The organism is Agrobacterium sp. MCAB5, from assembly GCF_052114365.1.
GTDB lineage: Bacteria > Pseudomonadota > Alphaproteobacteria > Rhizobiales > Rhizobiaceae > Agrobacterium > Agrobacterium tumefaciens.
In genome coordinates, this window is sequence record NZ_JBFREP010000006.1 from 110,858 (window position 1) to 136,262 (window position 25,405).

The 25,405-nt window shown below is 57.1% G+C and carries 20 protein-coding genes; 11 read left to right on the top strand and 9 right to left on the bottom strand.

Going from position 1 to position 25,405, the window contains the following annotated elements; all coding sequences use genetic code 11:
- The first annotated feature begins 254 nt into the window (after nucleotides 1-254).
- From AB4Z23_RS15475 to AB4Z23_RS15505, 7 genes are all read left to right on the top strand, one after another.
- The gene (locus tag AB4Z23_RS15475) at nucleotides 255-1,547 is read left to right on the top strand and encodes a class I SAM-dependent methyltransferase (protein ID WP_025596042.1); all 1,293 of its coding nucleotides are present in this window, start codon (nucleotides 255-257) and stop codon (nucleotides 1,545-1,547) included.
- Nucleotides 1,544-2,356 carry a glucose-1-phosphate cytidylyltransferase gene (locus tag AB4Z23_RS15480; protein WP_019566371.1) on the top strand — a complete coding sequence of 271 codons (813 nt, stop codon included), beginning with the start codon at nucleotides 1,544-1,546 and terminating at the stop codon, nucleotides 2,354-2,356. The genes AB4Z23_RS15475 and AB4Z23_RS15480 overlap by 4 nt, the downstream gene beginning before the upstream one ends.
- Nucleotides 2,353-3,006: a PIG-L deacetylase family protein gene (locus tag AB4Z23_RS15485; protein WP_306623808.1), complete on the top strand. Its 654-nt coding sequence runs from the start codon at nucleotides 2,353-2,355 to the stop codon at nucleotides 3,004-3,006. Before AB4Z23_RS15480 ends, AB4Z23_RS15485 begins: the two co-directional genes overlap by 4 nt.
- 89 nt (nucleotides 3,007-3,095) lie before the next feature.
- Entirely contained in the window at nucleotides 3,096-3,806 is a 711-nt protein-coding gene (locus tag AB4Z23_RS15490) for a response regulator transcription factor (RefSeq protein ID WP_013761297.1), read from the top strand.
- A gap of 56 nt (nucleotides 3,807-3,862) precedes the next feature.
- Entirely contained in the window at nucleotides 3,863-6,025 is a 2,163-nt protein-coding gene (locus AB4Z23_RS15495) for a GumC family protein (protein WP_421387784.1), read from the top strand.
- Between the two features lie 3 nt (nucleotides 6,026-6,028).
- Entirely contained in the window at nucleotides 6,029-7,288 is a 1,260-nt protein-coding gene (locus tag AB4Z23_RS15500) for a polysaccharide biosynthesis/export family protein (protein ID WP_041694614.1), read from the top strand.
- A gap of 280 nt (nucleotides 7,289-7,568) precedes the next feature.
- The gene (locus tag AB4Z23_RS15505) at nucleotides 7,569-7,865 is read left to right on the top strand and encodes a hypothetical protein (protein WP_441360336.1); all 297 of its coding nucleotides are present in this window, start codon (nucleotides 7,569-7,571) and stop codon (nucleotides 7,863-7,865) included.
- A gap of 505 nt (nucleotides 7,866-8,370) precedes the next feature.
- On the opposite strand, the gene AB4Z23_RS15510 is transcribed toward AB4Z23_RS15505, so the two are convergent.
- The 3 genes from AB4Z23_RS15510 to gmd are packed head-to-tail and all read right to left on the bottom strand — an operon-like array spanning nucleotide 8,371 to nucleotide 12,891.
- Nucleotides 8,371-10,899: a glycosyl hydrolase family 28-related protein gene (locus AB4Z23_RS15510; RefSeq protein ID WP_441360337.1), complete on the bottom strand. Its 2,529-nt coding sequence runs from the start codon at nucleotides 10,897-10,899 to the stop codon at nucleotides 8,371-8,373.
- Nucleotides 10,842-11,837 carry a GDP-L-fucose synthase family protein gene (locus AB4Z23_RS15515; RefSeq protein ID WP_019566378.1) on the bottom strand — a complete coding sequence of 332 codons (996 nt, stop codon included), beginning with the start codon at nucleotides 11,835-11,837 and terminating at the stop codon, nucleotides 10,842-10,844. The genes AB4Z23_RS15510 and AB4Z23_RS15515 overlap by 58 nt, the downstream gene beginning before the upstream one ends.
- On the bottom strand, nucleotides 11,821-12,891 hold the full coding sequence (gmd, locus tag AB4Z23_RS15520) for a GDP-mannose 4,6-dehydratase (protein WP_019566379.1): 1,071 nt from the start codon (nucleotides 12,889-12,891) through the stop codon (nucleotides 11,821-11,823). Before gmd ends, AB4Z23_RS15515 begins: the two co-directional genes overlap by 17 nt.
- 315 nt (nucleotides 12,892-13,206) lie before the next feature.
- Between gmd and AB4Z23_RS15525 the strand changes: the two genes are divergently transcribed.
- On the top strand, nucleotides 13,207-14,295 hold the full coding sequence (locus AB4Z23_RS15525) for a class I SAM-dependent methyltransferase (RefSeq protein ID WP_113291912.1): 1,089 nt from the start codon (nucleotides 13,207-13,209) through the stop codon (nucleotides 14,293-14,295).
- 97 nt (nucleotides 14,296-14,392) lie between these two features.
- On the opposite strand, the gene AB4Z23_RS15530 is transcribed toward AB4Z23_RS15525, so the two are convergent.
- Nucleotides 14,393-15,286 carry a LysR family transcriptional regulator gene (locus tag AB4Z23_RS15530; RefSeq protein ID WP_013761305.1) on the bottom strand — a complete coding sequence of 298 codons (894 nt, stop codon included), beginning with the start codon at nucleotides 15,284-15,286 and terminating at the stop codon, nucleotides 14,393-14,395.
- 115 nt (nucleotides 15,287-15,401) lie between these two features.
- The gene (locus tag AB4Z23_RS15535; protein ID WP_141682962.1) at nucleotides 15,402-16,463 is read right to left on the bottom strand and encodes an alpha/beta hydrolase; all 1,062 of its coding nucleotides are present in this window, start codon (nucleotides 16,461-16,463) and stop codon (nucleotides 15,402-15,404) included.
- A 392-nt stretch (nucleotides 16,464-16,855) separates the two neighbouring features.
- Here AB4Z23_RS15535 and AB4Z23_RS15540 point away from each other — a divergent pair, with 392 nt between their 5' ends.
- Both AB4Z23_RS15540 and AB4Z23_RS15545 read left to right on the top strand, forming a co-directional pair.
- Nucleotides 16,856-18,043, top strand: a complete 1,188-nt coding sequence (locus AB4Z23_RS15540) for an MFS transporter (RefSeq protein ID WP_441360349.1) — start codon at nucleotides 16,856-16,858, stop codon at nucleotides 18,041-18,043.
- A gap of 25 nt (nucleotides 18,044-18,068) precedes the next feature.
- A complete protein-coding gene (locus AB4Z23_RS15545; protein WP_113556236.1) occupies nucleotides 18,069-18,512 on the top strand; it encodes a cyclophilin-like fold protein in 444 nt (147 codons plus the stop codon).
- A gap of 26 nt (nucleotides 18,513-18,538) precedes the next feature.
- Here AB4Z23_RS15545 and AB4Z23_RS15550 read toward each other — a convergent pair whose 3' ends face one another.
- Nucleotides 18,539-18,946, bottom strand: coding sequence for a low affinity iron permease family protein (locus tag AB4Z23_RS15550; RefSeq protein ID WP_013761309.1), 408 nt, complete (start codon nucleotides 18,944-18,946; stop codon nucleotides 18,539-18,541).
- 229 nt (nucleotides 18,947-19,175) lie between these two features.
- Entirely contained in the window at nucleotides 19,176-21,122 is a 1,947-nt protein-coding gene (locus AB4Z23_RS15555) for an ABC transporter ATP-binding protein/permease (RefSeq protein ID WP_035199268.1), read from the bottom strand.
- A 345-nt stretch (nucleotides 21,123-21,467) separates the two neighbouring features.
- Here AB4Z23_RS15555 and AB4Z23_RS15560 point away from each other — a divergent pair, with 345 nt between their 5' ends.
- Nucleotides 21,468-23,246: a diguanylate cyclase gene (locus tag AB4Z23_RS15560; protein ID WP_025596029.1), complete on the top strand. Its 1,779-nt coding sequence runs from the start codon at nucleotides 21,468-21,470 to the stop codon at nucleotides 23,244-23,246.
- A gap of 66 nt (nucleotides 23,247-23,312) precedes the next feature.
- Here AB4Z23_RS15560 and AB4Z23_RS15565 read toward each other — a convergent pair whose 3' ends face one another.
- Both AB4Z23_RS15565 and zwf read right to left on the bottom strand, forming a co-directional pair.
- Nucleotides 23,313-23,990, bottom strand: coding sequence for an ROK family protein (locus AB4Z23_RS15565; RefSeq protein ID WP_025596028.1), 678 nt, complete (start codon nucleotides 23,988-23,990; stop codon nucleotides 23,313-23,315).
- 35 nt (nucleotides 23,991-24,025) lie between these two features.
- Nucleotides 24,026-25,396, bottom strand: a complete 1,371-nt coding sequence (zwf, locus tag AB4Z23_RS15570) for a glucose-6-phosphate dehydrogenase (protein ID WP_441360338.1) — start codon at nucleotides 25,394-25,396, stop codon at nucleotides 24,026-24,028.
- Nucleotides 25,397-25,405: the final 9 nt, after the last annotated feature.

A 25,405-nucleotide genomic window follows, 5' to 3' on the forward strand; every position in this document is an offset into this window, starting at 1 on the left:
GGCTCCGGAATACACCCATAGGCAGCACCATACCTTGAAGGCGGGCTGGCAAATAAGTCACCCTTTCGGTTGCGGAAACCAGCCGCCGGAAGCGAATTTTAGCGGATTCCAATATAACCCTACGGCTTATGGATGACGTTTTCGAGCCGAATGCAGTATCGTCACCCACCCCGATCCATAGTATTTTTTCCAGTTAATAAAAGAATTTTCTGAAATTCACTCGAAGACAATGCGATAAAATCAGGGGGCGTCAGATGAATAATGAGGCAGTTTTTTCTGCAAGACTGAGCTCGACGCATCACGTCGGGCTTTGCCGTCTTTGCAGCTCGCCATTGGTGCATACCTTCGTCGATCTTGGAATGTCTCCACCCTGCGAAAGCTTCGTCGCAGCTGACGCAGCCAACGACGTCGAGCCGTTTTATCCACTCCACGCATTCGTTTGCGACGAATGCTTCCTCGTCCAGCTTCAGGAATATGTAGCGCCCGAGAATATTTTCACGGAGTACGCGTATTTCTCCTCGTTCTCGGACAGTTGGGTCGCTCACGCAAAGCGGTACTGCGACATGGTCATCGAGCGCTTCGCGCTTGGCGAATCCAGTTTCGTTGTCGAACTTGCCAGCAACGACGGTTACCTGCTGCAACATTTCCTGACCAGCAACATCCCGATGCTCGGAATTGAACCGGCGGTCAACGTCGCAAAGGTGGCGATCGGCAAAGGTATTCCGACACTGACTGAATTTTTCAATGAGGCTCTAGCAACCGATATGGCGGCCAGAGGCCAAAAAGCCGATCTCATCATCGGCAACAATGTCCTTGCCCAGGTGCCTGATATCAACGATTTCGTCGCCGGTATGAAAGTGCTGCTCAAGCCTGACGGCGTCATCACCCTTGAGTTCCCGCATATCGAAAAGCTAATCGCAGAAAACCAGTTCGACACCATCTATCACGAGCACTTTTCCTACTTCTCATTGCTGACCATAGAAAAAATGGCCCACCGTCATGGGCTAAAGGTTTTCGATGTCGAAGAGATTCCCACACATGGCGGTTCGCTGCGGGTCTTTTTCTCGCACGAAGACAGCAAGTTCCCGCGTGAATCCCGCGTGGATAGCCTCCTGGAACGGGAGCTGAATGCCGGTCTCGACAGAATAGAGACCTATACGGCCTTCTCCGAAGCCGTGCGCCAAACCAAGCGAAACCTCCTGTCTTTCCTCATCCGCCTTAAGGAGATGCGCAAATCGATCTGCGCCTATGGCGCACCGGGAAAGGGCAACACGCTGCTAAATTATTGCGGTATCGGCACCGATTTCATCGATTTTGCAGTCGATCGCAATCCTTACAAACATGGTCGCCTCACGCCGGGAATGCATATTCCGATCCGGCCCGTGAGCGAAATCCAGCGCATGAAGCCGGATTACGTTCTCATTCTCCCCTGGAACCTGAAGAATGAGATCGTTGCACAAATGAACGACATCAGAAACTGGGGCGGGAAATTCGTCGTTCCAATTCCCGACATTTCCATCATTGATCCGAAGGAGTTGGTACAATGAAGGTCGTCTTGTTCTGTGGCGGCAGGGGTACTCGCATCAGGGAATATTCCGAAAGCGTCCCGAAACCGCTGATCCCGCTCGGGTCTCAACCGATCATGCGGCACGTCATGCAATATTACGCCCGTTTTGGGCATGAGGACTTCATCCTCTGCCTCGGCTACAAGGCGCACGTCATAAAAGAATTCTTTCTGAACAGCCGGCCGGAAAGCTATGCCGACTGCGTCATATCGAGCCCCGGACGCGTGGAATTGCTCGAGGAGCTACCTAGGGACTGGCGCGTATCCCTGATCGATACGGGGATATGGCGCAATATAGGCGAGCGCCTCTGGGCCGTACGTCATCATCTCAAGGGCGAGAAGATGTTCCTTGCCAATTATAGCGACGGCCTGACCGACGTCGATCTCGACGACATGATTGCCCAATTCGAAAAGAGCGACAAGCTCGCCTGTTTTCTGGCTGTCAGACCGCCCCTCACTTACCACCTGGCGGAAATCGACGAGAGCGGAAGGGTCCGTGAATTTCGGTCGTCGGAAACATCCGACATGTGGATAAACGGCGGCTACTTCCTGATGCGACCAGAAATTTTCGACTACATGCGCGAGGGCGAGGAACTCGTGTTGGAACCGTTCTCGAGGTTGATTTCTGAAGATAAATTGATGGCCTACAAACATGAGGGTTTCTGGCGGTCAATGGATACGCTGCGCGACTGGCAGACGTTGGAGGCAATGGTAGAGCGTGGTGACATGCCATGGATTGGAGACGATGCGTCGATGGCACGCAAGTCGTCAAACACGAAGCTGCTGCCATGAAAAACATGTCCCTCGCTTCCGCCGGTGATCGTCTGTCGATCCTTTGTCTCGGAGCTCACTCCGACGACATTGAGATCGGCGTCGGAGGCACGGTACTCAGCCTGCTTTCAAAGGGCGTGTTGCTCGATGTCTATTGGTGCGTCCTCAGTGCCGGTAACGAGCGCGCCTTGGAGGCACGCAGTTCCGCCGAAGCTTTTCTTGCAAAAGCAGCATCCTACTCGATTGAACTGGCATCGTTTCAGGACAGCTACTTTCCCTCGCAGAGCCGCGAGATCAAGTCATGGCTGCTGACATTGCGCGACAAAGTCAGTCCCGACGTCATATTCACGCATAGCCGCGAGGACGCGCATCAGGATCACCGCGAAATCAACAGGCTCACATCTAACATCTTCAGAAATCACCTGATCATGGAATACGAAATCCCGAAATGGGACGGCGATTTCAGCAGGCGAAACGCCTACGTGCCGTTGAGCGAAGACGCGATGAACATGAAGGTCGAGCTTCTCTTGCAGCACTTTGGCACACAGAGATCCAAGGACTGGTTCGACGCCGATACCTTTCGCGGCCTGGCGCGGCTGCGGGGCATGGAATGCCGGGCGCCGACACGTTTTGCGGAAGCCTTTACCGTCAGGAAGCTGACGTTCGCCTGAAGCAGACCCAAAGCTAGTTGGCGATATTAAATCTAGACGTTTGCAGAAGTTCACAAGAAACCAAAAACAATACAGGGGGCATCTTCGTCATGATCCACAATCACATCTCCGAAAACCCGTCGGAAGGCGCATCGCACCCGCAGGCCGCATCAAGTGCGGCCGGCTATATCGGCATCATAGACCGCCGCATGCTGGAGCGGGAATGCCTTGCCCACAGTCTCAACTATCAATATGCCGACAGGCGCATTCTGACCTTCTCCGATCTTGGCGAATGGCGACAGGCACGCGCGGAAATCGGCATGCCTGCGGCAGTTCTGGTCAGTGCCTGGCCCGGTCCGTCCGCAGAGACAAACCGCGATCTTGCAGAGATTGTGGCTGCCGTGTCTCCGGCCGCCGTCGTGGTGCTCTCTGACGATCAGGATATCAATGCCATTCTGGATACGATCGCTCTTGGCGTGCGCGGGTACATATCGAGTTCCGTCAGCATCGACGTCTGCGTCCAGGCGATCAGTCTTGCAATCGCGGGCGGCCGTTTCATACCGGCCAGCAGCGTCATGAACATGAAAAGCCTGTTCGGCATGACTGCACACGCATCCGTTCCTCCGACAAAATTTACAAGCCGTCAATCGGCTATTGCGGAGGCCTTGCGGTGCGGAAAGGCGAACAAGGATATCGCTCTGGAGCTGAACCTTTGTGAAAGCACCATCAAGGTGCATATCCGCAATATCATGAAGAAGCTTGGAGCAACAAACCGCACGGAAGTTGCCTGCAAGATCGGTGACATGGCTTACGGGCGCTGAGCACGCACCATTCACCGACCTCTACCGAACGCGCCGCTTACCTAGCAGGAACCGTCATGATCCAGTCGTCCTCATCTCCGGGTGAGCAGGAAGGTATTTCCCGCTTCATAGCCATTCTGCGGGAGCGGCGCAGAGCCGTCTTCATCTGCTTTCTCGCCAGTTTCATAATCGCGGCAATCGGCTATGCGCGAAGTCCGATAAAGTACAAGGCAGAGGCAACCCTTGCACTCGATGTCCGCAAGCTTCAGGCGCTCCCGACCGAATCCGTGGTCTCGCCGCTGCCGCAGGAAAGCCCGGTGCTTCGAACGGAACTCGATATCATCGGCTCTAGGTCCATGGCCGAACGGGTTCTCGTCATCCTGCAGAAAGATCGGATGCTCGAAGGGCGGCAAACAAAGGTTGACCGCGCGAATACCGACGCGACCGTTCTCGGCAACGACGCCGAGACATCGAAAATGATCGACACCCTCATGACCAATGTTCGCGTGATGAACGATGGCCGGTCGTATACGATTTACATCTCCTATTATGCCGCCGATCCGGCACTGGCCGCGAAAGTCGCCAATGCTTTCGGAGCAGCCTATATCGACTACCAGATCGACCTCCAGACGACGGCAACCCGGCGCGTCAGCGCCTGGCTCGGGGAACGGCTCGTCAGCCTGCGGACGGAACTCGAGGAGTCCGAACGCCAGGCGTCGCAATTTCGCGAAAAATCCGGATTGATCGACACGGGCGGTCTTCCCCTGCAATCGCAGCGTCTTTCAAGCCTGAATGTCGAGCTGACAACGCTCCAGGCCAAGCTGGCGGGATCAAGGGCGCGGCTGGCGACAGCGCTCGCACTTCAGAAAAGCGGCGATGGGCTCGGGATCACCGAAGTTCTGTCCTCGCCGACGATCCAGCTTCTGAGGGCCGAGCAGGCAAGGGTCATCCGCGCCATCGCGCAGATCGATGAAAGCGGCGCCGTCATGAGCCCGGAGCGGCCGCAACTATCCTCCCAGCTCAGTTCACTCAACAAGCAGATCGATGCAGAAATCTCGCAGATCATCGCTGCCTTGCGCAACGAGATCGAGGTCAACGAAAAACAGCGACAAGAGGTGGAAGCAAGCCTCAACGATGTGCAACGGGCGATTTCCACGACCGATATGGCAATGGTTCAATCCGGGCAACTTGACCGGGAAGCGGCAGCAAACCGCTCGATCTACGAGACATATCTGGCCCGCTACAAGCAGACTATCGAACAGGACGGCATCGCGACTGCGGAGGCGCGGATCATATCGAGCGCCATGCCGTCGCGCAAACCGACCAGTCCCGACGAGGGTCTGTGGGGCCTGATTGCGCTTCTGCTCGGGTGCAGCACCGGTTTGGCGGCGGCTTTTGTCCTGAATTTCACCGACCGGTCCGTTGGCTCCATCGCGTCCCTTCAGCAGAAAACCGGACTTAACGTCATCGGGCGCATCCCGCGCATTTCCTTCGGGGAGTTCCAGAACAAGCCGGGCAAATTTAGCAGCGGCGCGGCGGATTTCTACAGCGCGTTTGCCGACCTTCAGACCCACATACAATTGGCGGAGAGCAAGGCCAAGGTGATCGCCTTCACCTCTTCGGCCGATGGCGAAGGCAAGACCTTCGTGATTGCCAACCTTGCCAGATCGCTTGCGATGAGCGGCGTGAAGCTGCTGCTGATCGATGCCAATCTGCGAAATCCGGCTCTCGGGTCGGAATTCGATGTGGGATCGGCCTCGCATGTTGCCCAGGCCGTCAACCGTGAGGTATCGCTGGATGACATCATCCAGTGCGACCAAGCCTCGGGCGTCGATATCATCATCGCCGAGAAAAGCGACCTGCCGCCCAATCTTGTGCTTGGAAGCAAGCGCTTCGCCGCACTGTTTGCCGAGGCGAGACAGCGATACGAACTGGTATTGATCGACGCGCCATCCGTTGCCTATGACCTCGACTTGCTGCGGATCGCCACTCTTTCGGACGCCGTCTCCTTCGTCGTTCGGCAGGAGGTCGCCGATGGCACGGGCATGAAAAACGCCGTCCTCAAGCTCAGGGTCGCGGGCCGGCCGATCACGGGCATCATCCTCAACGGCATACGACGCCCGAGAAAGCGTCAGCCGCCGGTCTGGCCGAGGATTTTCCGCGACTGGAACACAATTTTCAAGCTGCGGAAGCGGGTGACCAATCTGCGCCCGCCGGCTGTCGTCCATACTGAGAGGTGAAAAATGCGCTTCGTTAAAAGGTCCAGAGGTCTTTCCCTGACGATCGCAGGTGCGACCTTGCTGTCTCTGGCGGTTTGCCCGCTACCAGCTGTTGCCGATGGCACCAACTACAAGGTCGTCACCGGCGACGTCCTAACGATCTCCGTCTATGGCGATGCGGGCCTGACCGGTCTTTTCCCCGTCAGTGCAGATGGCACGATCGGTTATCCGCTGCTTGGCAACGTCAACGTGGTCGATCAGACGGTGAACGAAATCGGCGCGCGGATCAGCCGTGATCTCGCAACCCATGTGGCAAACCGCTCGGTCGCCGTCGCGATCAAGGAATATGCGCCGATCTTCGTTGTCGGCGACGTCCAGAAGCCGGGGAAATATGAATTTCGTCCCGGCATGATCGTGCTTGAACTCTTCGCACTTGGCGGGGGATTGCGGGAACCCAATACACAGAGGGATACCTCGGGCATGCAGCTGATCGCCGCCCAGCAGGAGTACGAAGACATGTCGATGCAGCTCTTGTCGCAGGACATTCGGCGTGTGCGGCTGGAAGCGGAACTGAACGACACCGAATTCGAATATAAGGGCGACGACATCGGGCTTGTCCGCGATCGCGGCGCGCTGGAGAAGATCGTCGCCTCTGAAACAGGTCTGTTTCGCCTTCGCCTGTCGGCGCAGCAGGACGAAAAGACCAATCTCGAAGTCCAGCGACAGAACTTCATTCAGGAAATCGATACGCTTGAGAAAAGCAACGTCATGCGCAGCCAGCAACTCGACTTGCTCGACATGGACGTCAACGCCTCGAAGGAACTTGTCACGCGCGGTGCCGCGTCTGAATCCGCCCTTAGAGAACGCAAGCGCGAGTTGCTGTCCATGAACCAGCAGGTGCTAGAATCGACATCGTTTCTGGCGCGCGCCAAACAAAACAAGAGCGAAGTGGAGCGGCGTATTCTGGAGCTGAAGAGCAAAAGACATAATGACGCGGCGACCGAGTTGCGGGAAACCTCGCTGGACATCATGCGCCTGAAGAAAAAACTGGCCTTCAGCCTTCAGTCCATGGCCGAGATCGGCTCGACGGCGCGGCGGGTTTCCAGCCTTGAGGACATGATCGAAACCAAGTTCGCCATCGTGCGTCAGGTGGCCGGCACGTACCGCGAAATGGCTGCCGACGAGCATACGCAGGTCCGCGCGGGCGACGTCGTCCGCGTTCGCCTGTCGGTATCCGGCAAAGATCCGGTTTCGGCAGCGGTCGTCACGGGAAGCGTCAACTGAAGCATTTCCAGTAAAGTGCATAGCGGTTTCACGCCCGGAAAATGCGTTAAACACGTCCAGCGACGTGGTCTGGAGGCGAGCTGCCCTTCCTTGAGCCGCCTCCCACAGCAGCTACCGCTTTTGGAGAGCTATGGCACGAGGCCGCAATCTGCTATCCCGGATAGTCTCCTCCAACGATCTTCAGGGGAGACAATCAAAAGAGCCTGCCACGTTCCAATCGGCAGGCCCCCACGTCCTCCAGAGAACAGAAACAATCGGCACATGTGCCGGGGAGACGGAGATGGAATCGGCAATCGTTCCGGTGGGTTATCATATGGTCAGGCAGAGTGCCGTCATCATCATGAACGGCGAAAAAGGACTGCAGCACATCCATGTGACGCAAGAAGCCCTGAACGACATTCAGTCGCCACCGCAATGCGATGCGCAACGACTGGCGCAATTCGTCGAGGTTTTTGCAACGATAGCGGCATCCAAAATCGAGAAAGGGATGTTTGCATTCGACGGCCAGATCTGGATCACGGCGACCGACGTCCGGGCCTGGCTGAAATTGGCGGCGGACAACAGGCCAGCCAACTGACTTTTTCAAAAACTCTAAGGCTTTAATCGTTTTGCCGTTAGCCAAAGCGTGAAAATCCGGTAGCCCTACCGCTTATAGTCAGATTGAACCGAAGCGATAAAAGCGTTTTCTAAAGGTTGCCCGCCGCCCCCTGATACTTTGGCGGGACCCCGGTAACTGGGGTTACCTGGCAACTGGGAGGGCTCGCTCGTTCAACCGGGCGAGCCAATTTTCGTTCTGCACAAACGGTGAGAGCGCCGGCAAAAAATTACCACGTCAACGGGTTCGAATTGAAATGGGCAAGAGGTCATTGGAACCACAGATCGCTCGCCACTCACCGAGTAACGAACGATCCGTCGGGTCCCCTCGCCGAAATGAAAAAGAATGGGCACGGCTCTCAATGCCCCAAGGTGCCCATGCCCCCGATTTATTGAGCCATAGTCGCCACTTTCCGGCAGTTCGTCAATTCACCGCAGATACGTCATTAGAGGTACCTTGCCGGGATTTTCGGGGAATAAACTCCGGTTCAATAAGGCGTCAGCCTTGCAGCGTTGGAGGACGATTTAACGGTGACGGCCTTAGGCCCCTCGTTTCCCGTTACAAAACCGCTCCATGTAGAGCCGACATTTACCCAGCTGTTCTGCGGATGCATCGTCACGAAACCCGCACTTTGAACGGGCCCTGGCGTTCCTCGGGTAAAATGATTGTCGTAGAGCACCGTGTTGATCCGCCTTGAGCGTTCGTCCGGTCCGGCCTTCAAGCTGCCGTCGTGCGTCCACATGAGTTTGTAGGCATCTACGAAGCCGTAACGGACGTTGGCGAAGGTATTTCCATCAAAGACCGTCCCATTATAGTCGGAGCCGGGATGGTTCCAGGTTTCATATTCGACGCCGATATAGGCGATATCTGTGAACCTGTTCCTGCGATAAATATTCCCCAGACCGCCCCAGATGCCGGCAACCCCGGAATCCGCGAATGTCGTGCCGACATAGAGGCCGCTGTTGCTGCGTGTCACACTGTTGTTGGAATATTGCAGGAAATACGGGCTAAGTCCCCGCGTCGAGTCCAGCGCAACCGTCATCATGCCGTGTCGCATCTGAGAGATGCGGTTGCTGTCGACCACCACGTCGTAGACGTTGCCGTAGAGAAGAACGCCGGTGGAATCGGAATCATGCTCCGCATAGCTTGACCTGCCATCGAACACATTATCGTATATCACGGCTCTCGATGCGGTCGCTGCCAGAGCAAAACGGCTCGTTCGATCCGGCACGACATTCCAGGGTTGCTCGAGCAGAACGACAGAACCGCCCGTCGACGCGATGTGACGGTGCTGCCCGGCACCTCGCCCGCCAACGATGACGAGATCGAAACCGCCCGGCGCGGCATCCCCCAGATCCGACAGGGACTTGAAGGTAACCGAGTTCGAGGAAGCGCGGACGAAATCGTTCTTAAGCTTGCTCCCGACGATCTCGAAGCAGATCTGTTCGCCCTTGTTGCAATCGACCTTGGCGCAGTCGTGGGGCGCGGCGTTTCGCGAGATGTTTTTCTCAAAATAGAGGTTTCGCATGCTCCCGAAATGCGCCTGGGCAACAAAAAAACGTCCGATGCCATGACCGTCGTCGCGGCTTTCATCCGCATTTGTCAGCTCGTTGCCCGTCATGGCGAAATCGCGCCCACCCCATAGCGCGACGACGGATTCGCCGTAACCCGTCATCCGGAACCGGTTGTTGGAGAAAAACACCTGCCGGCTCGCGCCGTAAAAGGATCCGTTCTCGATCAGCTCGGACGCATGCACAAAAAGCCCTACGGTGTCCTGGGCATCGAACGCCGGCACGCCCCAGGCGTCGATGCGTACGGAATCCAGCCGTGTGTTTTTGGTGTTGCGCAAAGCAAGAAGAGGTTTACCGGCAATGTTGCGGTTGGCATTGAGGGTCAGGTTTCCGAACCGGGTGTCATCGCCATTAACGACAACCATGCTCTGATCAATCTTTTGGTTCAGCCTGATCTCCGTTTTGTTCACCCCTTCCCCGAACCACGCCACATTGGCGGGCGCAATCAAAGGCTTTGTCACGAGATAAATCCCGGCGGGGAAATACAAAACCGATGGCGCCGTTGCGGCCGCGGCGTCGAGCGCGCGCAAAATGGCTGCGGTGTCGTCGGTCATGCCATCGCCCGTTGCACCGAACTGCCTGGCATCGATGCGCTTTTTATCCTGCGCCACCCATGGCGATTGCGACAGGACGACAAGTGTCAGCGGACCGCTCCAGCCGAAGCGGCCGCCATGGGTATTGTGAACCCAAACTTCATAGTTGCCCGGTGGCAGAGCCGGCACCTCGAAATCGACCTTGAAGGGGTTGACGGCGATTGCCGGAACATACCAGCCGGCGACAGCGACCGGCTTGATATAGAGATAAGATTGGCTAGTCCCGTTGGACCGCGAAAGGTTGCGTCCATAGACCGAGACGATCGCTCCCGGCGCTGCGGCATCCGGCCCGATCCACCAGCTTTCCGTACGATTGATCGCGAAGCTGCGTCCTTGAACAGTGCCCCGCTGGGGCCTGATCAGGTAGGTGGACCATGAAGGAAGCGTGGCTGGCAACAGCAGCGTCGCCGCCGTCGCGTCAGCCGTCAGCGGCGCCAACGGAGTCACCACGCCCTCCGCGGCACCGGGGTGTTGCGAAAAGACTTCGAAACCCGTTCGTCCATCGAGATCGACGCCGGTCATCGAGACAACCTCGCCAGCGCCCGCCGCTCTCGAAATCTCCGCGATTGCCGGACCCTTGCCGCCTACCTCTGTCCATGTCGGATTGAAGGCATCCGCATCATCCGGCAATCGTGGTTCTGGAACAGGTATCGGCAAACCGAACTGGCGTGGATCAGGTTGGCTGCCTTGCTCTTGCGCTCCCCGCACCGCAGGCTGTCCGGCAGACGAGAGACCCGAAAATGCGAGCACAAGGGCGGCAAGCAAAATCGATAGTATCAGGGCATTTGGCGATCTCATCTTGCCGCTTGTCGTAACATATCCGATTGCAGCGACTTCGGTTGTCGCCACCACTCATACAAATCCTGAATTCCGTATCTGAGCTCGACCGTCGAGTTCCAGCCAAGCGCGTTGAGCCGCGAGCAATCGAGCAGCTTTCTGGGGGCTCCGTCCGGTTTGCTGGTGTCAAAAACGATCTGCCCATCGTAGCCGACGATGCCTGCAATCAGGTGGGCGAGATTGCGGATGGATATCTCCCGCCCCGAGCCGATATTGATCAGCGGAAAATGCGCCGATGATTTCATGAGGAAGCAACAGGCATCCGCCAGATCGTCCACATGGAGAAACTCACGCAGAGGACTGCCCGTACCCCATAGTACAATCTTGTTCTGGCCGCTGATTTTCGCTTCATGCATTCTCCTGATCATCGCAGGAATGACGTGTGAGCTTTGAGGATCGAAATTGTCGTTCAGCCCGTAAATATTGGTCGGCATGACGGAGACGCAATTCAGGCCGTACTGACTGGAGTAGAATTGGGAAAGCTTGAGCGCCGCGATCTTCGCAATCGCGTAGGCCTCGTTGGTTGGCTCCAAAGGGCCTGTCAAAAGGGAATTTTCCGTGATCGGCTGCGCTGCGAATTTCGGGTAGATGCAGCTAGATCCCATCCAGAGAAGCTTTTCAACACCGATGTCGGCAGCCGATTTCATGATATTCATCGAAATTAGCGTATTGGTGTAAAGAAAGTCCGCCGGATAGGCCGCATTTGCCGCAATGCCTCCAACCTTGGCGGCAGCGACAAAAATGACCTCAGGTCTTGCCGCCGCCATCCATTGCTCCGTCTCGTACTGTCGGGTCAGATCGAGCTCGCTGCGAGAGACTTTGAGAATTTCGCAATTTTCGCGCTGGAGACGTCGCACGAGTGCCGAGCCGACCATTCCGGTATGGCCGGCAACCCAGACGCGCTTGCCATTCAAGCTGAACGGGATTTCTTGCGATTTATGCGACGAATTCATTTCTTCCCTCTTCCAACATCACGAGGCGAAGATCCGCTTCGACCATTTCCTGCACGAGGTCGCAAAAGGACGTCGAGTGGCTCCAGTTGAGTTTCCTGCGCGCCTTGCTGGGGTCGCCGAGAAGAAAATCCACTTCCGCGGGACGAAAATATCTGGGATCGATTTCGATGATCGTATTGCCGGTTTTGGCGTCGTATCCCACTTCGTCACTGCCATCGCCGTTCCACTCGATGGTCTTGCCGACCACGCCGAAAGCAAGCTCAACGAATTCCCGCACCGTATGTGCCTCGCCGGTTGCGAGCACATAGTCCTCGGGTATTTCCTGCTGCACGATGCGCCACATGCCTTCAACATAATCGCGCGCATGCCCCCAGTCCCTCTTTGCGTCGAGATTACCAAGACGCAGCTTGCTCATGAGACCGCGTTCGATGGCGGCAACGCCGCGCGTGATTTTCCGCGTGACGAATGTCTCCCCGCGAATGGGGCTCTCATGGTTGAAGAGAATGCCGTTGGATGCGTGAAAGCCGTAACTTTCCCGGTAATTGACCGTCATCCAGTATGCGTAGAGTTTTGCCGCAGCATAGGGGCTTCTCGGATAGAACGGCGTACCCTCGTGCTGAGCAACAGTGCCCATCCCCCCGAACAGCTCCGATGTGGATGCCTGATAAAACCGGCAACGGTCGCCGAGGTTCAGAATGCGCATGGCTTCCAGCAGCCTCAGCGTGCCAAGCGCATCCGCATTTGCCGTGTATTCCGGCGTCTCGAAGCTGACCTGGACATGGCTCTGGGCGCCGAGATTATAGATCTCGTCGGGCTGGACCTCCTGAATGACCCGGCACAGGTTCGTGGCGTCCGTCAGGTCACCGAAGTGAAGACGAAAGCGAAGGTTTTCCTCGAAGGGATCTTGATAAAGATGATCGATCCGGCCGGTGTTGAATGAGGAAGACCGCCTTTTCAGGCCGTGCACGATATATCCCTTGGCAAGCAGCAATTCACTGAGATAAGCGCCGTCCTGCCCGGTTACGCCGATAATCAAGGCTCTCTTGTCTACCATCCACCACATCTCCCAGCGGTTCCGGCCCCGGATGGCGCCTCCTTGAAAGGTATAACGAGGCCCTGCGCATCGGCAGCATGCCAAAAGGGAGAGGACGGCCGGTCAGAACTGGCTGATTCACTGTCCACCACGTCGACATCTGCCTTTAAGAGGAGGCAGGGTGGGTATCCGCGCTTCCGACTTAAGCCTTTTGGTCGAGTTGCAGGTCACGCAGGCCGTGCCAGACTTCAAAAATACAACGCCGGGTCGCGCACGATCTTTACGATGACAGGGATCGCGAGACGACATCATCTACGGTTCATGGAGGCGGATTGGATGGGTACGTTCGCGACGACATACGAAAAAATGCAGAACTTCAACTGGCTGACGCGCTTTCTGCATGCAGGCCGCTATCGAAAGCTGCTTGAGGTCCTCGAAACAGTGCAGAAGGACGTGGGCAATCGGAAGGTCAGAATACTGGATATCGGCTGCGGCCCCGGAACCGCGGTCGGACATATTCTGGAAAAATTCGACGTTGATTACGTCGGTATCGACTACGATCCAATCTTCATCGAGGCCGCGCGCAATCGCTACAGCAACTACGAAAACTGCCGTTTCATCGTCGGCGACGCAAGCGACGAGAGCCTTTACGAAACGATCGAGGCCGACATCGTCATCGCGCTGGAAACGCTTGAACATATCCACCTCAACCGCACCGTCCGTGTCATCGAGCACGTCTGCGCGATCGTTCGTCCCCGCATTTTCCTGGTTACGGTACCCGTCGAAGTCGGGCCAGCCGTATGGATCAAGAACTGGGGTTCGGCCCTCATGGGTTACAACCGGCAATCCGGCAATCTGAAAGAGACTTTTTGGGCAGGCTTATACCGGCTGGACCGGGTGCCCGCGCACCATACGTCACATCAGGGTTTCGACTGGCGGTGTCTGGCGCAGCTTATCCGCGTCAACGCGCCACTGCGCGAAATCCGCAGCCTGCCGTTTTCTTTTGTTCCACGCTTGCTCAGTCCGAACGTCGCGCTGATCGCCGAGCCGGTAAAATCGAGGATCGATCTGGCAAATGATGACCCCGAGGCATGGAAGATCAACCATGGCCAGACAACCTGGAACCAACAGCATATTGTCGACGGTGCCGTTGCAACCGATGCTGCGCGCCACGCCAAGTCCTCGTCAACATGGTCGATGCGCCTCAAGGGATTGCTGGGAATGGGCCTCGCCACCATGCCATTTGCCTGGCATCGCTGGTCTTACATTTCCATTTCCCCAGGCGAACTGCATTCATCGCATTTCCTGCTGACGATCGACAAACACTTGCTGCGGCCTCATCAACCGATGGACGGCGACATTATCGTCCTTGCGGGGCAAGCCATTGTTCAACGCATTTCTGAAGCCAGCTATCTGCTGATCTAGGATCAGGACTTGTCAGCCGCAGCGAGCGCAGAGAAGACGAAAGTCGGACATGGATCGTTCCGGGTTGCGGACATCCACAGGGGGCCGACAACTCCCGTCAGACCCGATATCGCAGGGCCTCCAAAACCCTGACGAACGCCGGTGATGCCTGGCGACGGCTGGGGTAATAGAGGTAATATCCGTCCCAGGGCGGGGAATATTTCTGCAACACGCGAACCAGCCGGCCGTCTGCGACATAAGGAAGGATCATTTCCTCCGGGATGTAGGCAAGCCCGAAGCCGTCAAGCGCGGCTTCCAGCGAATTGAAACTGTTGTTGAAGGCGAGCTGGCCATCGACCTTGATCTTGATCTCGCGGCCCTTGTCCTCGAACTCCCATACATAAAGGCCGCCGGCACTCGGCAGCCGGAAGTTGATGCAATCATGGCCGACCAGGTCTTTGGGATGCCTCGGGTGTGGTCGGTTCTTGAAGTAGGCGGGCGATCCGACGACAGCGAGACAAAAGTCGGGACCGATCCTTGCGGAGATCATGTCTTTCGCGAGATGTTCACCCATACGCACCCCCGCATCATAACGCTCCGTCACGATGTCGGTCAGTCCGTTGTCGAGGATCAGCTCGACCTTGATGTCGGGATATTGAGGCAAAAATTTCCTGAGTTTGGGCCAGAGGACATAGGTGATCGCGTACTCGGCGGCGACAATACGGATCGTTCCCGCCGGCTTTTCCCTCAGTTCGTTCAACGCGTCGACATGCGCTTCGATCTCATCGAAATGTGGACCGATCCCGTTTAGCAGCCGCTCGCCCGCCTCCGTCGGCGAAACCGCTCTGGTCGTCCGCATCAGGAGACGCACGCCTAACCTGGCTTCAAGCTGGCGAAGTGTGTGGCTCAATGCTGACTGCGATACGCCCAGCTTCGCCGCCGCCCGGGTAAAGCTCTGTTCTCGGGCAACAGCAATGAAAGCTGCAAGATCGTTGACGGTATCGCGTGCCATTCATGAGCCTCCTGCATCCAGACCTGTTGATTATGGCATAATGCTCATGCCGCACTAACAGAAAAAGAGCCCGCTTTGGGCGGGCTCCTGAGCTGTTACGTCACTGCAGGACTTATCAAGCCGACAGGTGCTGCTCAAAGAAGCTGGCGAGCTTGGTGAAGGGGATCACATCCATCTGGTCGTAGAGGTCCGTGTGGCTGGCGCCGGGAATGACATGGAGTTCCTTCGGTTCGGCCGCCGCCGCATACGCGGTCTCTGCGAAATAGAGAGAATGGGCCTTCTCGCCATGAATGAATAGAACCGGGCGCGGCGAAATTTCCGCGATGTAGCTCAGGATCGGCATGTTCATGAACGAAATTGGCGTTGTCTGCGACCAGGCGTTACGGGAGTTGACCGCCCGCTTATGATAACCGCGTGGTGTCGAGTAGTAGTCGTGATAATCGATCATGAACTGCGGCGCATTGGGTCCGACTTCCGCGTTGTAGGCCGCCTGATAGGCAGGTGTACCCTTTTCCGCATCGACCCACCGCTGGCGGCTCAACTGTTCCAGGGTCGCCGTGCGCTGCTCCAGCGTGACGCTGTCGTTGTAGCCCTTGGACATGACGCGGGTCATATCGTACATGGTGCTGGCAACCACGGCCTTCACACGCTTGTCCGAGGCCACGGCATTGAGCGCCATGCCACCCCAGCCGCAGACACCGATGACGCCGATCCGTTCGCGATCGACTTCGGGACGCAGGCCGATGTAGTCCACAGCCGCGCTGAAATCCTCGGTGTTGATGTCGGGAGACGCGATATTGCGCGGTTCGCCGCCGCTCTCACCTGTATAGGAAGGATCGAATGCCAGAGTGACGAAACCGCGTTCGGCCATCGTCTGTGCGTAAAGGCCGGACGATTGTTCCTTGACCGCGCCAAACGGTCCGCTCACCACGATTGCGGGGTTTCCGACGCTGTTGCGGGTTTTGGGCATGTAGAGGTCGGCCGCCAGGATGATGCCATAACGGTTTTTGAACGAGACCTTCTGGTGATCGACCTTCTCGCTCTTCGGAAAAACCTTGTCCCAGTCCTGCGTCATCTTCAATGTTTGCGCCTCTGCCTTAGATACCGCCATCACTGACGCCGCGCCAATCGCGGCGATGCCGACACCCGTAATCTTGAGAAGGCCACGGCGGCCCATGTCCAGGCCCTCTCCCGTAGAAGCGTTTTCGTTCTGATTGCTCACTTCACTCTCCATTGTCGTTGCCGTGACGAGCGGCCGGTGGGCTGCTTTGAGGGGTGATGCAGCAGCGTCGTTCAAAAGATAGATCGGAGATTGTCGCGAGATTAGACCGCGGCGAAGGCATGCCGTCATGAGCGATATTCATGAATGAACCGAGCCCCTGCATCGACGTGGATAATACGCAAGCAGGCCGGGCGCGGCTAAACAAGAGCCTTTGATGAGCATCGTTCATGACTGCATCCCGTGACAGGCGGCTTATTGCAAGATGCTTCATGACTTATGTTCACCTCGCTGCCTCCCATCAGCAGCGGAAGACCGTTGAAGAAATAGCCAAGAAAAGCTGCCGTACCATGTCGATAGAAACTACAATTTCCACAGGGGAAGCCAGATCCCGATCCGCAAACTGGGGCGGTGTGTTGGCGATGACGCTCTGCGTTTTCGCCCTGATCGCGTCTGAATTCATGCCTCTCAGCCTGCTGACGCCGATCGCGGATGAACTGCGCATCAGCGAAGGATCGGCCGGACATTCGATCGCGATCTCCGGCGCTTTCGCCGTCGTCACGAGCCTCTTTGTCTCGTATCTCGCGAGAGAGTGGGACCGTAAGCTGCTGTTGCTTGCTCTGACGGCACTGATGGCCCTTTCTGGCGTGACCGTGGCGATCGCACCGAACTATGAAATATTCATGGTCGGGCGCGCGCTCATCGGGATAGTGATCGGTGGGTTCTGGTCCATATCGGTAGCGACCGCCATGCGTCTTGTACCGGAGCATCTCGTTCCCCGAGCGCTTGCAATCTTTAACAGCGGTAATGCGCTGGCAACTGTCGTTGCTCCTCCGCTCGGCGCGTTTCTCGGATCGATCATCGGTTGGCGAGGTGCCTTCTTCACTGTCGTCCCCGTCGCGGCGATCGCATTCCTGTGGCAGCTGGCAAGCCTCCCTTCCATGAAACCCCTCGCCGGGAAAACGTCAAAGAATGCATTCAGGCTACTGAACCGTCCCTTGATCGCTATCGGCATGGCATCGGTCTCGGTCTTCTTCATGGGCCAGTTCACGCTGTTCACCTATGTCCGCCCGTTTCTCGAAACTGTGACACGAGTAGATATCTCGATACTCACCTTCATTCTTCTGGGCATCGGCGTTGCCGGCATCGTTGGCACCAGCCTTATCGGTTACTTTCTCGCCAACCGCCTGTATCGCGTTCTGATCGTCATCCCGGCTCTGATGGCGGTGACGGCCGTGATGCTTGTTGCCTTCGGCAACAGTCTCCCTGTCGCGGCGATAGCGCTTGCGGTCTGGGGAATGATTGCCACTGCAGCGCCAGTGGGTTGGTGGGCGTGGCTCGCCCGCTCACTGCCGCAGGATGCGGAAGCCGGAGGTGGTCTCATGGTTGCGGTCATCCAGCTTGCGATATCAGCCGGTGCGATAGTGGGCGGATTTCTTTACGACGCATCCGGCTACCGCATGACTTTCCTGGCAAGCGCAGGTTTGCTCGTGGCCGCGTCAGCGCTGGCATTCAAATCATCGAGAATATCCTCGTAAAGCAGTTCGGCATGGGAGCATTCCAATGATCGACCGGCGTCTATTTCTTGGGCTGGCTACCGCGGCCACAGCTTTACCGTCCGCATTGTTCGGTCAGGTAACAAAAACGGAGGTATCCTTGATGAGTTTCCGAATGGCCTTTGGTGGTCACAGCATGACCGCGACCTTGTTTGACAACCCGTCGGCACGCGAGCTCATGAAAATGCTGCCGCTCGATCTCACGATCGAAGACTATTCGACCAACGAGAAAATCGCATATCTTCCTCGAAAGTTGACGCAGGTGACTGACACGCCTTTCGATAACGCACGTCCCGGCGACATCGCTTATTACGCGCCATGGGGTAATCTGGTCTTCTATTACGACAGCTACCGATACTCGAAAGGGCTGATCCGCCTCGGACGTTTCGATGACGGCTTCGAGCCACTTTTCACCCGAGGCGAATTCTTTCTGCGCATAGAGCGCGCCTGACACGCGCCTGCCAACGGTAAATGCCACTAACGTCGGGAAAGCAAGCGGGCCATGGCATGATGGGGTGCGGGCTTATCGCTATCCGGTCCGCTTTCCCTTTCGAGACGTGCACGAATCTTTTCGATTTCCTCTTCCGTGAGGTGCTCGATCCCAATGAAGTCACCGCGCGCCTGCTCCACCGCCCGCAGCAGCTCGTCCAGTTTTGCTTCCATCGCTGCGGAATCCCTGTTCTGTGAATTCTGCACGAGAAAAATCATCAGGAAGGTGACAATGGTCGTACCCGTATTGATGACCAGTTGCCAGACCTCCGAAAAACCAAACAGCGGTCCGCTTATCCCCCAGACGAGCACGGTTCCGAGAGCCACCATGAAAGCCGTTGGAGAGCCGGAAAATGAAGCTATAGCGCTTGCGAAGCGAGTGAAGAATTTATTCATAACACGCTGCCCCTTGTTGCCATTTTAGGGATGCCAACCAACAAACAAAATGCACGATTGTTCCGGGGTGCCGTGACCGCAGAAGTTCCGATTGCACTTCGATCCGCCGCAAGCCCTCATTCTGTTCGTTCTCGCCAAAGTGGTCGGTGAATTCTCCCCAACGACAATGAGGCGGCCACCAACTCTCCTACCCCGGCATTCAAGCAGGTCGGCACAAGCGTCGGTGCCATCACCTCCGCTTGACTATTCTCCGAAGCATGGAGCCTCTCGCCTTGCGAGGAATGAGGTCGATATCGCTGACAAGCTTTGCGCCCCCCTCCCGCCGTTCCAATGTGATCTTCCGGCTATGAAACGCTTCCAGTTCGGCACGATGCGCCACGCTTACGATCGTCGCATCGGGTAGTTCATCGATTACCGTCTGCATCATCTTGTCCTGACTTTTCTCGTCCAGAGCCGCCGTCGCCTCGTCCATGACGATGATGTCGGGGGCGTTCAGCAACAGGCGTGCGAAGGTCAGCCGTTGTTTTTCGCCACCTGACAACGTCTGGTCCCACGGCGCCTCGTCTTCGATCTTGTCTTTGAGCTGACCCAGACCGACCTTGTCGAGAGCGGCCCCGATCTCTTCCGGCGTCCAGCTCTCGGCCGGTTGCGGATAGCAGACCGCCCGACGTAGCGTGCCGGCCGGAATATATGGCCGCTGCGGTAGCATGAACAATCGGCTGCCGGCGCGAAAATTGACGCTGCCTCCACCCCATGGCCAGAGACCGGAAATGGCCCGAACCAGTGTGCTTTTGCCCGAGCCCGATTCCCCCGCGACAAGCACTCTCTCACCCGCGCCGATCTCGACATCCGTCTCCTTGACGACGGCCGTTCCGTCACCGAGAGAAACGGACACATCCTTGAGGCTGAGTATTGTCTCGCCTTCCGTTTCGCCTCGCACGATCCGACCGAGCGTATCGCTCTTTTCGGCGCGCTCCAGGCCATCGAGCGACATCATCAGGGAGGCAACACGTCGCGCGCAGGCATTCCAGTCGGCCAGACGGGGATAGTTGTCGACCAGCCAGCCAAATGCGGATTGGACAATGGTGAAAGCGGAAGCAGCCTGCATTACCTCGCCAAGAGACATGCTTCCATCGAGAAACTTCGGCGCGCACAACAGAACCGGTACGACGGGGGCAATCAACATCGATCCATTCGATACGACCGTGGTGCGCATGTATTGCTGCGCCATGAGACGCCACTGCCGCCGGACATTGCCGAAGCGCTTGTCCAGATCGCTGCGCTCCTCGTCTTCGCCGCCAAGCAGGGCGATGCTCTCACCATTCTCCCTGACGCGCGTAAGCGTGTAGCGAAACTCCGCTTCAACCTGGTTCTTGACTTCGGAAACCTTGACGAAGTTCCGGGCAATGAAGGCGATGGAACTGGATGTGATGATTGCATAGATAACGGCCGCAATCACGAGAAAGCCGGGGATCGTGATCCAGACGCCCGCGATGGAGACCGTGAGAGCCCCACCAATCGTCCACAAGACAACGATAAAGGTAGAGGCAGACACGAATGCAGCGATGACACCTGAAACAAAATCCACCGGCGCCTCGGTGGCAATACGCATATCCTCCGAGAGCCTTGCCTCGGGGTTTTGATGGTCACCATCGATCAAATTGAGCTGATAATAGCGGCCATTCGCAATCCATCTCCCAACGAGCGCCTTTGTCAGCCAGGAACGCCAGCGCCGCTGAATGCGCATCCTGACATACACCTGCGAGGTCACGATAAAGACACTTCCCAGGACGAGCAGCGGAAAGACGGATCCAAGAAAATAGACCGTCGACGCGTCGCGTTTTTCAATCGCGTCAAAAATCCCGCGATTCCAGACGTTGATGCCATACTGGAAGCCGACATTTATGCCGATCATAGCCAGAAGCCCGAGCGAAAACAGCCAGGCCAGCCGATCGCCGCGACGGCTCCAGAAACCTCGCGCGCTGATCCAGAAACGCTTCAGCAGATATTTCCTGCGAGCCTCCTCGGCCTCCTCCGGCGTCAAGCCCAAAGCGGGTTCCATCTCCTCTGGCGGGAGCGGATCATCGTTTTCATGGGCATCGTTTTCGGATGCGGTTGGGGTGCCAGTCTCGTCGGCACCAACGACCGGCTTCGGTCCTGCGTCATTATCGATCATGGGCGCTAAACGAACAATGCGTCGAAAGGTTTCACGACTTTGTGATGCGTCGTGAAATATAATTCCGTTACTGCGCGGCGCTTTTCAAAAGGCTCTAAATACACGGCTTTCTGGCCCGCTGCCGACATACCGGAATCGCGCTAGCGGATATTCTGACCGTTGGTGGAGACGGTCCAGGTGCATCGCCATGGGGTGCCTGACTTAGCGCGCGGTGCGACAGATCATATTGACGGTTAACCGCGTGTTGACTTCCCGTTTGACGAGATGGCCTAACATAAGCAGACTCTGAAATTGGACCCCGCCGCACCCGGTTTTCATGCCGTGCGGCAAGCATACGGCGCCATCATGCGACTCAGTACCATCACGAACCTGGCTTATGCTGTCACCCTCGTGCTCACGACAGTATCGGCGACCACATTCATTCTATCGGCCAGAAGCGCTTCTCAAGAGCGGGTGGCAATCCAGAATCATCTCGAACTGACCGATCTCGCCGAAGAACTGGCGATCATTGCGGACGAGCGCACAGAGGAGGCGCGTCTTTACGTCATGCGGGGCGACGAGCAGCATCTCGCAAAATTCTACGTCGACGAAGATCAGGAAAAGCACCTTGAAAACAGCCTGGACAAACTCGCAGCTCTTGGTGTTTCGCCGCAAGAGGCAGGCTCATTTCAGGACATACGAAAGAGCGCCGACGCACTGGACAAGATGGAGCGCGATGCAATCGGTTTCTATCGATCCGGCCGCCAGAACGATGCACAGCAGGTCCTGTTCGGCGATGAGCACTATCGACTGCATACGGACCTGCTGACAACCGTCGCGACGCTGAGAGAAGCCATTGCGGCCCGCTCGCAGGCAATTGTTGACCAGGCTAAAGACCGAAGCGATTTCTACGGATCGATCGCGAAGGTGATGCTTGCGCTCACCGCCCTCATGTTTGTGGCCGTACTCTATTTTGTCCTCAGCAGACGCGTTGCCTTGCCGCTTATCAAAATGAGCAACATCGTCACGCGCCTTGCTCGGCAGGATTACAGTATCGACCTGCCCGACGAAGGCCGGCGTGACGAAATCGGCGAAATGAACCAGGCTATCAGGATCTTCCGCAGCAACGGGCTGGAACGGGAACGGCTTGACGCGGAGCACCGCAGGAATCAACGCATCAAGGACCTGATCCTGCAGATGATGCATCGGATTCAGGCCTGCCAGAATCAGGAAGAATTGTCCGACGTCGTTTCGAAATTCATGCCGCAGATTTTCCCGGCCATTGCCGGCCGCCTGCTTGTTCTCAAGGAAAACAGTTCGGTTCTCCAATCGACCGGACAATGGTCCGATCCTTCGTTTTCCGCCCCGGAATTTTCGATAGACGATTGCTGGGCTCTCCGTCGCGGACGTCCCCACGCCAGCAACCCGGGCGGAGACGATGTTGTCTGCCGTCACCTACATGGCAGTTTCGGAACCGGCCTTTGCATACCACTCACCGCATTGGGAGACACCGTCGGCTTATTGTATCTTGAAATTCCGCAGAGTAGCGAGACGCTGGAGTTAGAGCGGCTATATCTCGAACTCCTCGCCGAAAATATAGGCCTTGCCGTTGCAAACCTCCAGCTTCGGCAGCGGCTGGTTGGCATGGCACGGCAAGACGCCCTGACTGGTCTTTTGAACCGTCGATCGCTTGATGAGACGCTGAACAGGCATATTGAAAAGCCAGCCAATTCTCTTGCGTGTCTGATGCTCGACATCGACCATTTCAAGCGCTTCAATGACCGGTTTGGCCATGATGCCGGAGATGCGGTGATGCAATATGTCGCCCAGGTACTGTCGGAAGCTGTCGGCGATCTGGGTGAACTATTCCGTTTCGGCGGCGAGGAATTCACCGTGCTCATGCCGGCTGGGGGCATTGAAGATGCCATCAAGGTTGCGGAGAAACTCCGGCACGCGGTCGAGCGCGCACCTTTCACCTACCGGGGCCGTCTCCTTGACTCGATCACCATATCCATTGGTATCGCAACGTCACCGGGTGCCGGAACCGTGAGCAGCGTCCTGGAACGGGCGGACGCTGCGCTTTTGAGCGCCAAGCAGACAGGCCGGAACAAGTGGGTGTCGGCCGAGAAGCCTCCAACCGATTAGGTAGAGGCTCCGCCGCGCCGATTGCGTGGTTATCGACGCAGCAGCCGACCTAGCATATTTGACCGGCTAGACGATGAGGTTCGGGTTCTTCCACAGCTGGAATCCGCCCTCGAAAGCAAGCGCATTGTCTCCGCGGCGGCATCCGGGCGGCAGGGTATCGAGTTTTTCGACATTACCGCCGCCGATGACCACCTCATCCGGTTCAAGGGCGGCAGTCAGACGCTTTACGACATCAGTGACGCGCTTTTGCCATTTGGCATTGCCCTTCTCTTCGCGATACGCCTCTCGGAGATAGTGCTCGTACGTTTTGCCCTTCCGATAGGGAAGATGAGCGATCTCCATGGGCTGGGCCACGTTTTCGACAATCATCGCAGCTCCCAGGCCTGTTCCGAGACCGAGAAACAACATGCGCCCGCCCTGATAGGAGCCGATTGCCTGCATCAGCGCATCGTTAACGATACGAACGGGGCAGCGGAAAGCGCCGGCGTAATCATAACCAACCCAGCCTGTACCCAGATTGACCGGTTCGCGAAGCGGTTTGTTGTGGACGACCGGACCGGGATATCCCATGGCGATGACGTCATAGGTCATGTCTTTCGCCATGGCGGTTACGGCGATGACCATTTCTGGCCCAGTCATCGCCTTGCCGCTTTCGACCTTGCGCTCGTCGCCACCGGCACTTGAGCGAATCTTGACGTGGCTGCCGCCGATATCGATCGCTAGTACGATCCGATCCTGTGTCATTGAACTACCGTCCGTGGTATTTGCCGGCATGGGCGTCACTCCGGATCGACCCAACCGCCGGGCGGCACGAAACTCTCCATCTCGACCGGACCCCAGCTTCCTACGGCATAGCGTGGCGGCACGGCCGGGTCGTCGAGAATGGGCTCAACGATTCTCCATGCGAGTTCTGCCGCATCCTGACGGGTGAAAAGCTGGCGTTCGCCTGCCATCGCATCGCCGATCAGCCGTTCATAAGGCGCCATGTCGCCGATGCCGTCATCGACAGCACCCAGTTCCACCGCCTCGCCGAGCATACCGTCCCCGGCAGCCTTGCGGCGCGCGCCAATGCCGATGGCGATATCTGGCCCGAGCCGAAAGCGCACATAATTTGCGGCCGCCGTCTCAACATCGCCGAATAGCGCTATCGGCGGCCGCTTGAAACGCACCACAACTTCGGTTGCATGGGCAGGCAGGTTCTTTCCGGCGCGGATGAAGAAAGGCACGCCGTTCCAGCGCCATGTGGCCACGCGAAACCGCACGGCGGCAAAGGTCTCGCGGCTCGAGCCGGACGCAACGCCGGGTTCGTCAAGGTAACCGTCGAACTGGCCACGCACCACATCCTCGCGGCTGAGCGGTGGCATGGCTTTGAGGATCTGCACTTTCTCATCGACAAGATCGTCCGAAGCGCTTGTTGCCGGTGGCTCCATGGCCAGTAGCAACAGCACGTTGATGAGATGGTTCTGGATCACATCCCGGATGCATCCAACCTCGTCATAAAACTTTCCGCGTCCCTTGATGCCAAAATCCTCGGCCATGGTGATCTGCACGCTTTCAACATGGTCGCGGTTCCAGACCGGTTCAAGAAACGCATTCGCGAACCGGAAATAAAGAAGGTTCTGAATCGCCTCCTTGCCGAGAAAATGGTCGATGCGAAAAATGGCGTCCTCTTCGAAAACCGCGTGCAGCGACTGGTTCAGCGCCTCTGCCGTGGCAAGATCGCGGCCGAACGGTTTTTCCACCATCAATCGTGCCGAGGCGGCTATCCCGGCCTTATCAAGCCCGGTCACGACGGTTTCAAACAGTGACGGCGGAATGGCGAGGTAATAAAGCGGATGACCGTGGTCACCGAGTGCGGCGCGCAGCTTTTCGAATGTCGCCTCGTTTCGGTAGTCGCCGGACACGTAATGCAGTTGAGAAGCGAATTTTTCGAAGACGGCTTCATCGATCTTGTCGACGTGGCTGGTAACCGCGTCGCGCGCCCTTGCGATCAACTGATCGCGCGACCAGTCATCGAAGGCGACACCGATGACTGGTGTTTGAAGCGCGCCGCGTTTCACCATGGCGTAAAGGGAAGGAAAGATCATTTTGTAGGCAAGGTCGCCGGTGGCACCGAACACTACGAGCACGTCCGATCGCTGCTTATCCATGGCCGGCGC

What these genes read in the sequence shown, in the direction of transcription:
- AB4Z23_RS15475 (WP_025596042.1), top strand. Translation starts at nt 255, where the DNA reads ATGAATAATGAGGCAGTTTTTTCTGCAAGACTGAGCTCGACGCATCAC.
- AB4Z23_RS15480 (WP_019566371.1), top strand. Translation starts at nt 1,544, where the DNA reads ATGAAGGTCGTCTTGTTCTGTGGCGGCAGGGGTACTCGCATCAGGGAA.
- AB4Z23_RS15485 (WP_306623808.1), top strand. Translation starts at nt 2,353, where the DNA reads ATGAAAAACATGTCCCTCGCTTCCGCCGGTGATCGTCTGTCGATCCTT.
- AB4Z23_RS15490 (WP_013761297.1), top strand. Translation starts at nt 3,096, where the DNA reads ATGATCCACAATCACATCTCCGAAAACCCGTCGGAAGGCGCATCGCAC.
- AB4Z23_RS15495 (WP_421387784.1), top strand. Translation starts at nt 3,863, where the DNA reads ATGATCCAGTCGTCCTCATCTCCGGGTGAGCAGGAAGGTATTTCCCGC.
- AB4Z23_RS15500 (WP_041694614.1), top strand. Translation starts at nt 6,029, where the DNA reads ATGCGCTTCGTTAAAAGGTCCAGAGGTCTTTCCCTGACGATCGCAGGT.
- AB4Z23_RS15505 (WP_441360336.1), top strand. Translation starts at nt 7,569, where the DNA reads ATGGAATCGGCAATCGTTCCGGTGGGTTATCATATGGTCAGGCAGAGT.
- AB4Z23_RS15515 (WP_019566378.1), bottom strand. Translation starts at nt 11,837, where the DNA reads ATGAATTCGTCGCATAAATCGCAAGAAATCCCGTTCAGCTTGAATGGC.
- gmd (WP_019566379.1), bottom strand. Translation starts at nt 12,891, where the DNA reads ATGGTAGACAAGAGAGCCTTGATTATCGGCGTAACCGGGCAGGACGGC.
- AB4Z23_RS15525 (WP_113291912.1), top strand. Translation starts at nt 13,207, where the DNA reads ATGGGTACGTTCGCGACGACATACGAAAAAATGCAGAACTTCAACTGG.
- AB4Z23_RS15530 (WP_013761305.1), bottom strand. Translation starts at nt 15,286, where the DNA reads ATGGCACGCGATACCGTCAACGATCTTGCAGCTTTCATTGCTGTTGCC.
- AB4Z23_RS15535 (WP_141682962.1), bottom strand. Translation starts at nt 16,463, where the DNA reads ATGGGCCGCCGTGGCCTTCTCAAGATTACGGGTGTCGGCATCGCCGCG.
- AB4Z23_RS15540 (WP_441360349.1), top strand. Translation starts at nt 16,856, where the DNA reads ATGTCGATAGAAACTACAATTTCCACAGGGGAAGCCAGATCCCGATCC.
- AB4Z23_RS15545 (WP_113556236.1), top strand. Translation starts at nt 18,069, where the DNA reads ATGATCGACCGGCGTCTATTTCTTGGGCTGGCTACCGCGGCCACAGCT.
- AB4Z23_RS15550 (WP_013761309.1), bottom strand. Translation starts at nt 18,946, where the DNA reads ATGAATAAATTCTTCACTCGCTTCGCAAGCGCTATAGCTTCATTTTCC.
- AB4Z23_RS15555 (WP_035199268.1), bottom strand. Translation starts at nt 21,122, where the DNA reads ATGATCGATAATGACGCAGGACCGAAGCCGGTCGTTGGTGCCGACGAG.
- AB4Z23_RS15560 (WP_025596029.1), top strand. Translation starts at nt 21,468, where the DNA reads ATGCGACTCAGTACCATCACGAACCTGGCTTATGCTGTCACCCTCGTG.
- AB4Z23_RS15565 (WP_025596028.1), bottom strand. Translation starts at nt 23,990, where the DNA reads ATGACACAGGATCGGATCGTACTAGCGATCGATATCGGCGGCAGCCAC.
- zwf (WP_441360338.1), bottom strand. Translation starts at nt 25,396, where the DNA reads ATGGATAAGCAGCGATCGGACGTGCTCGTAGTGTTCGGTGCCACCGGC.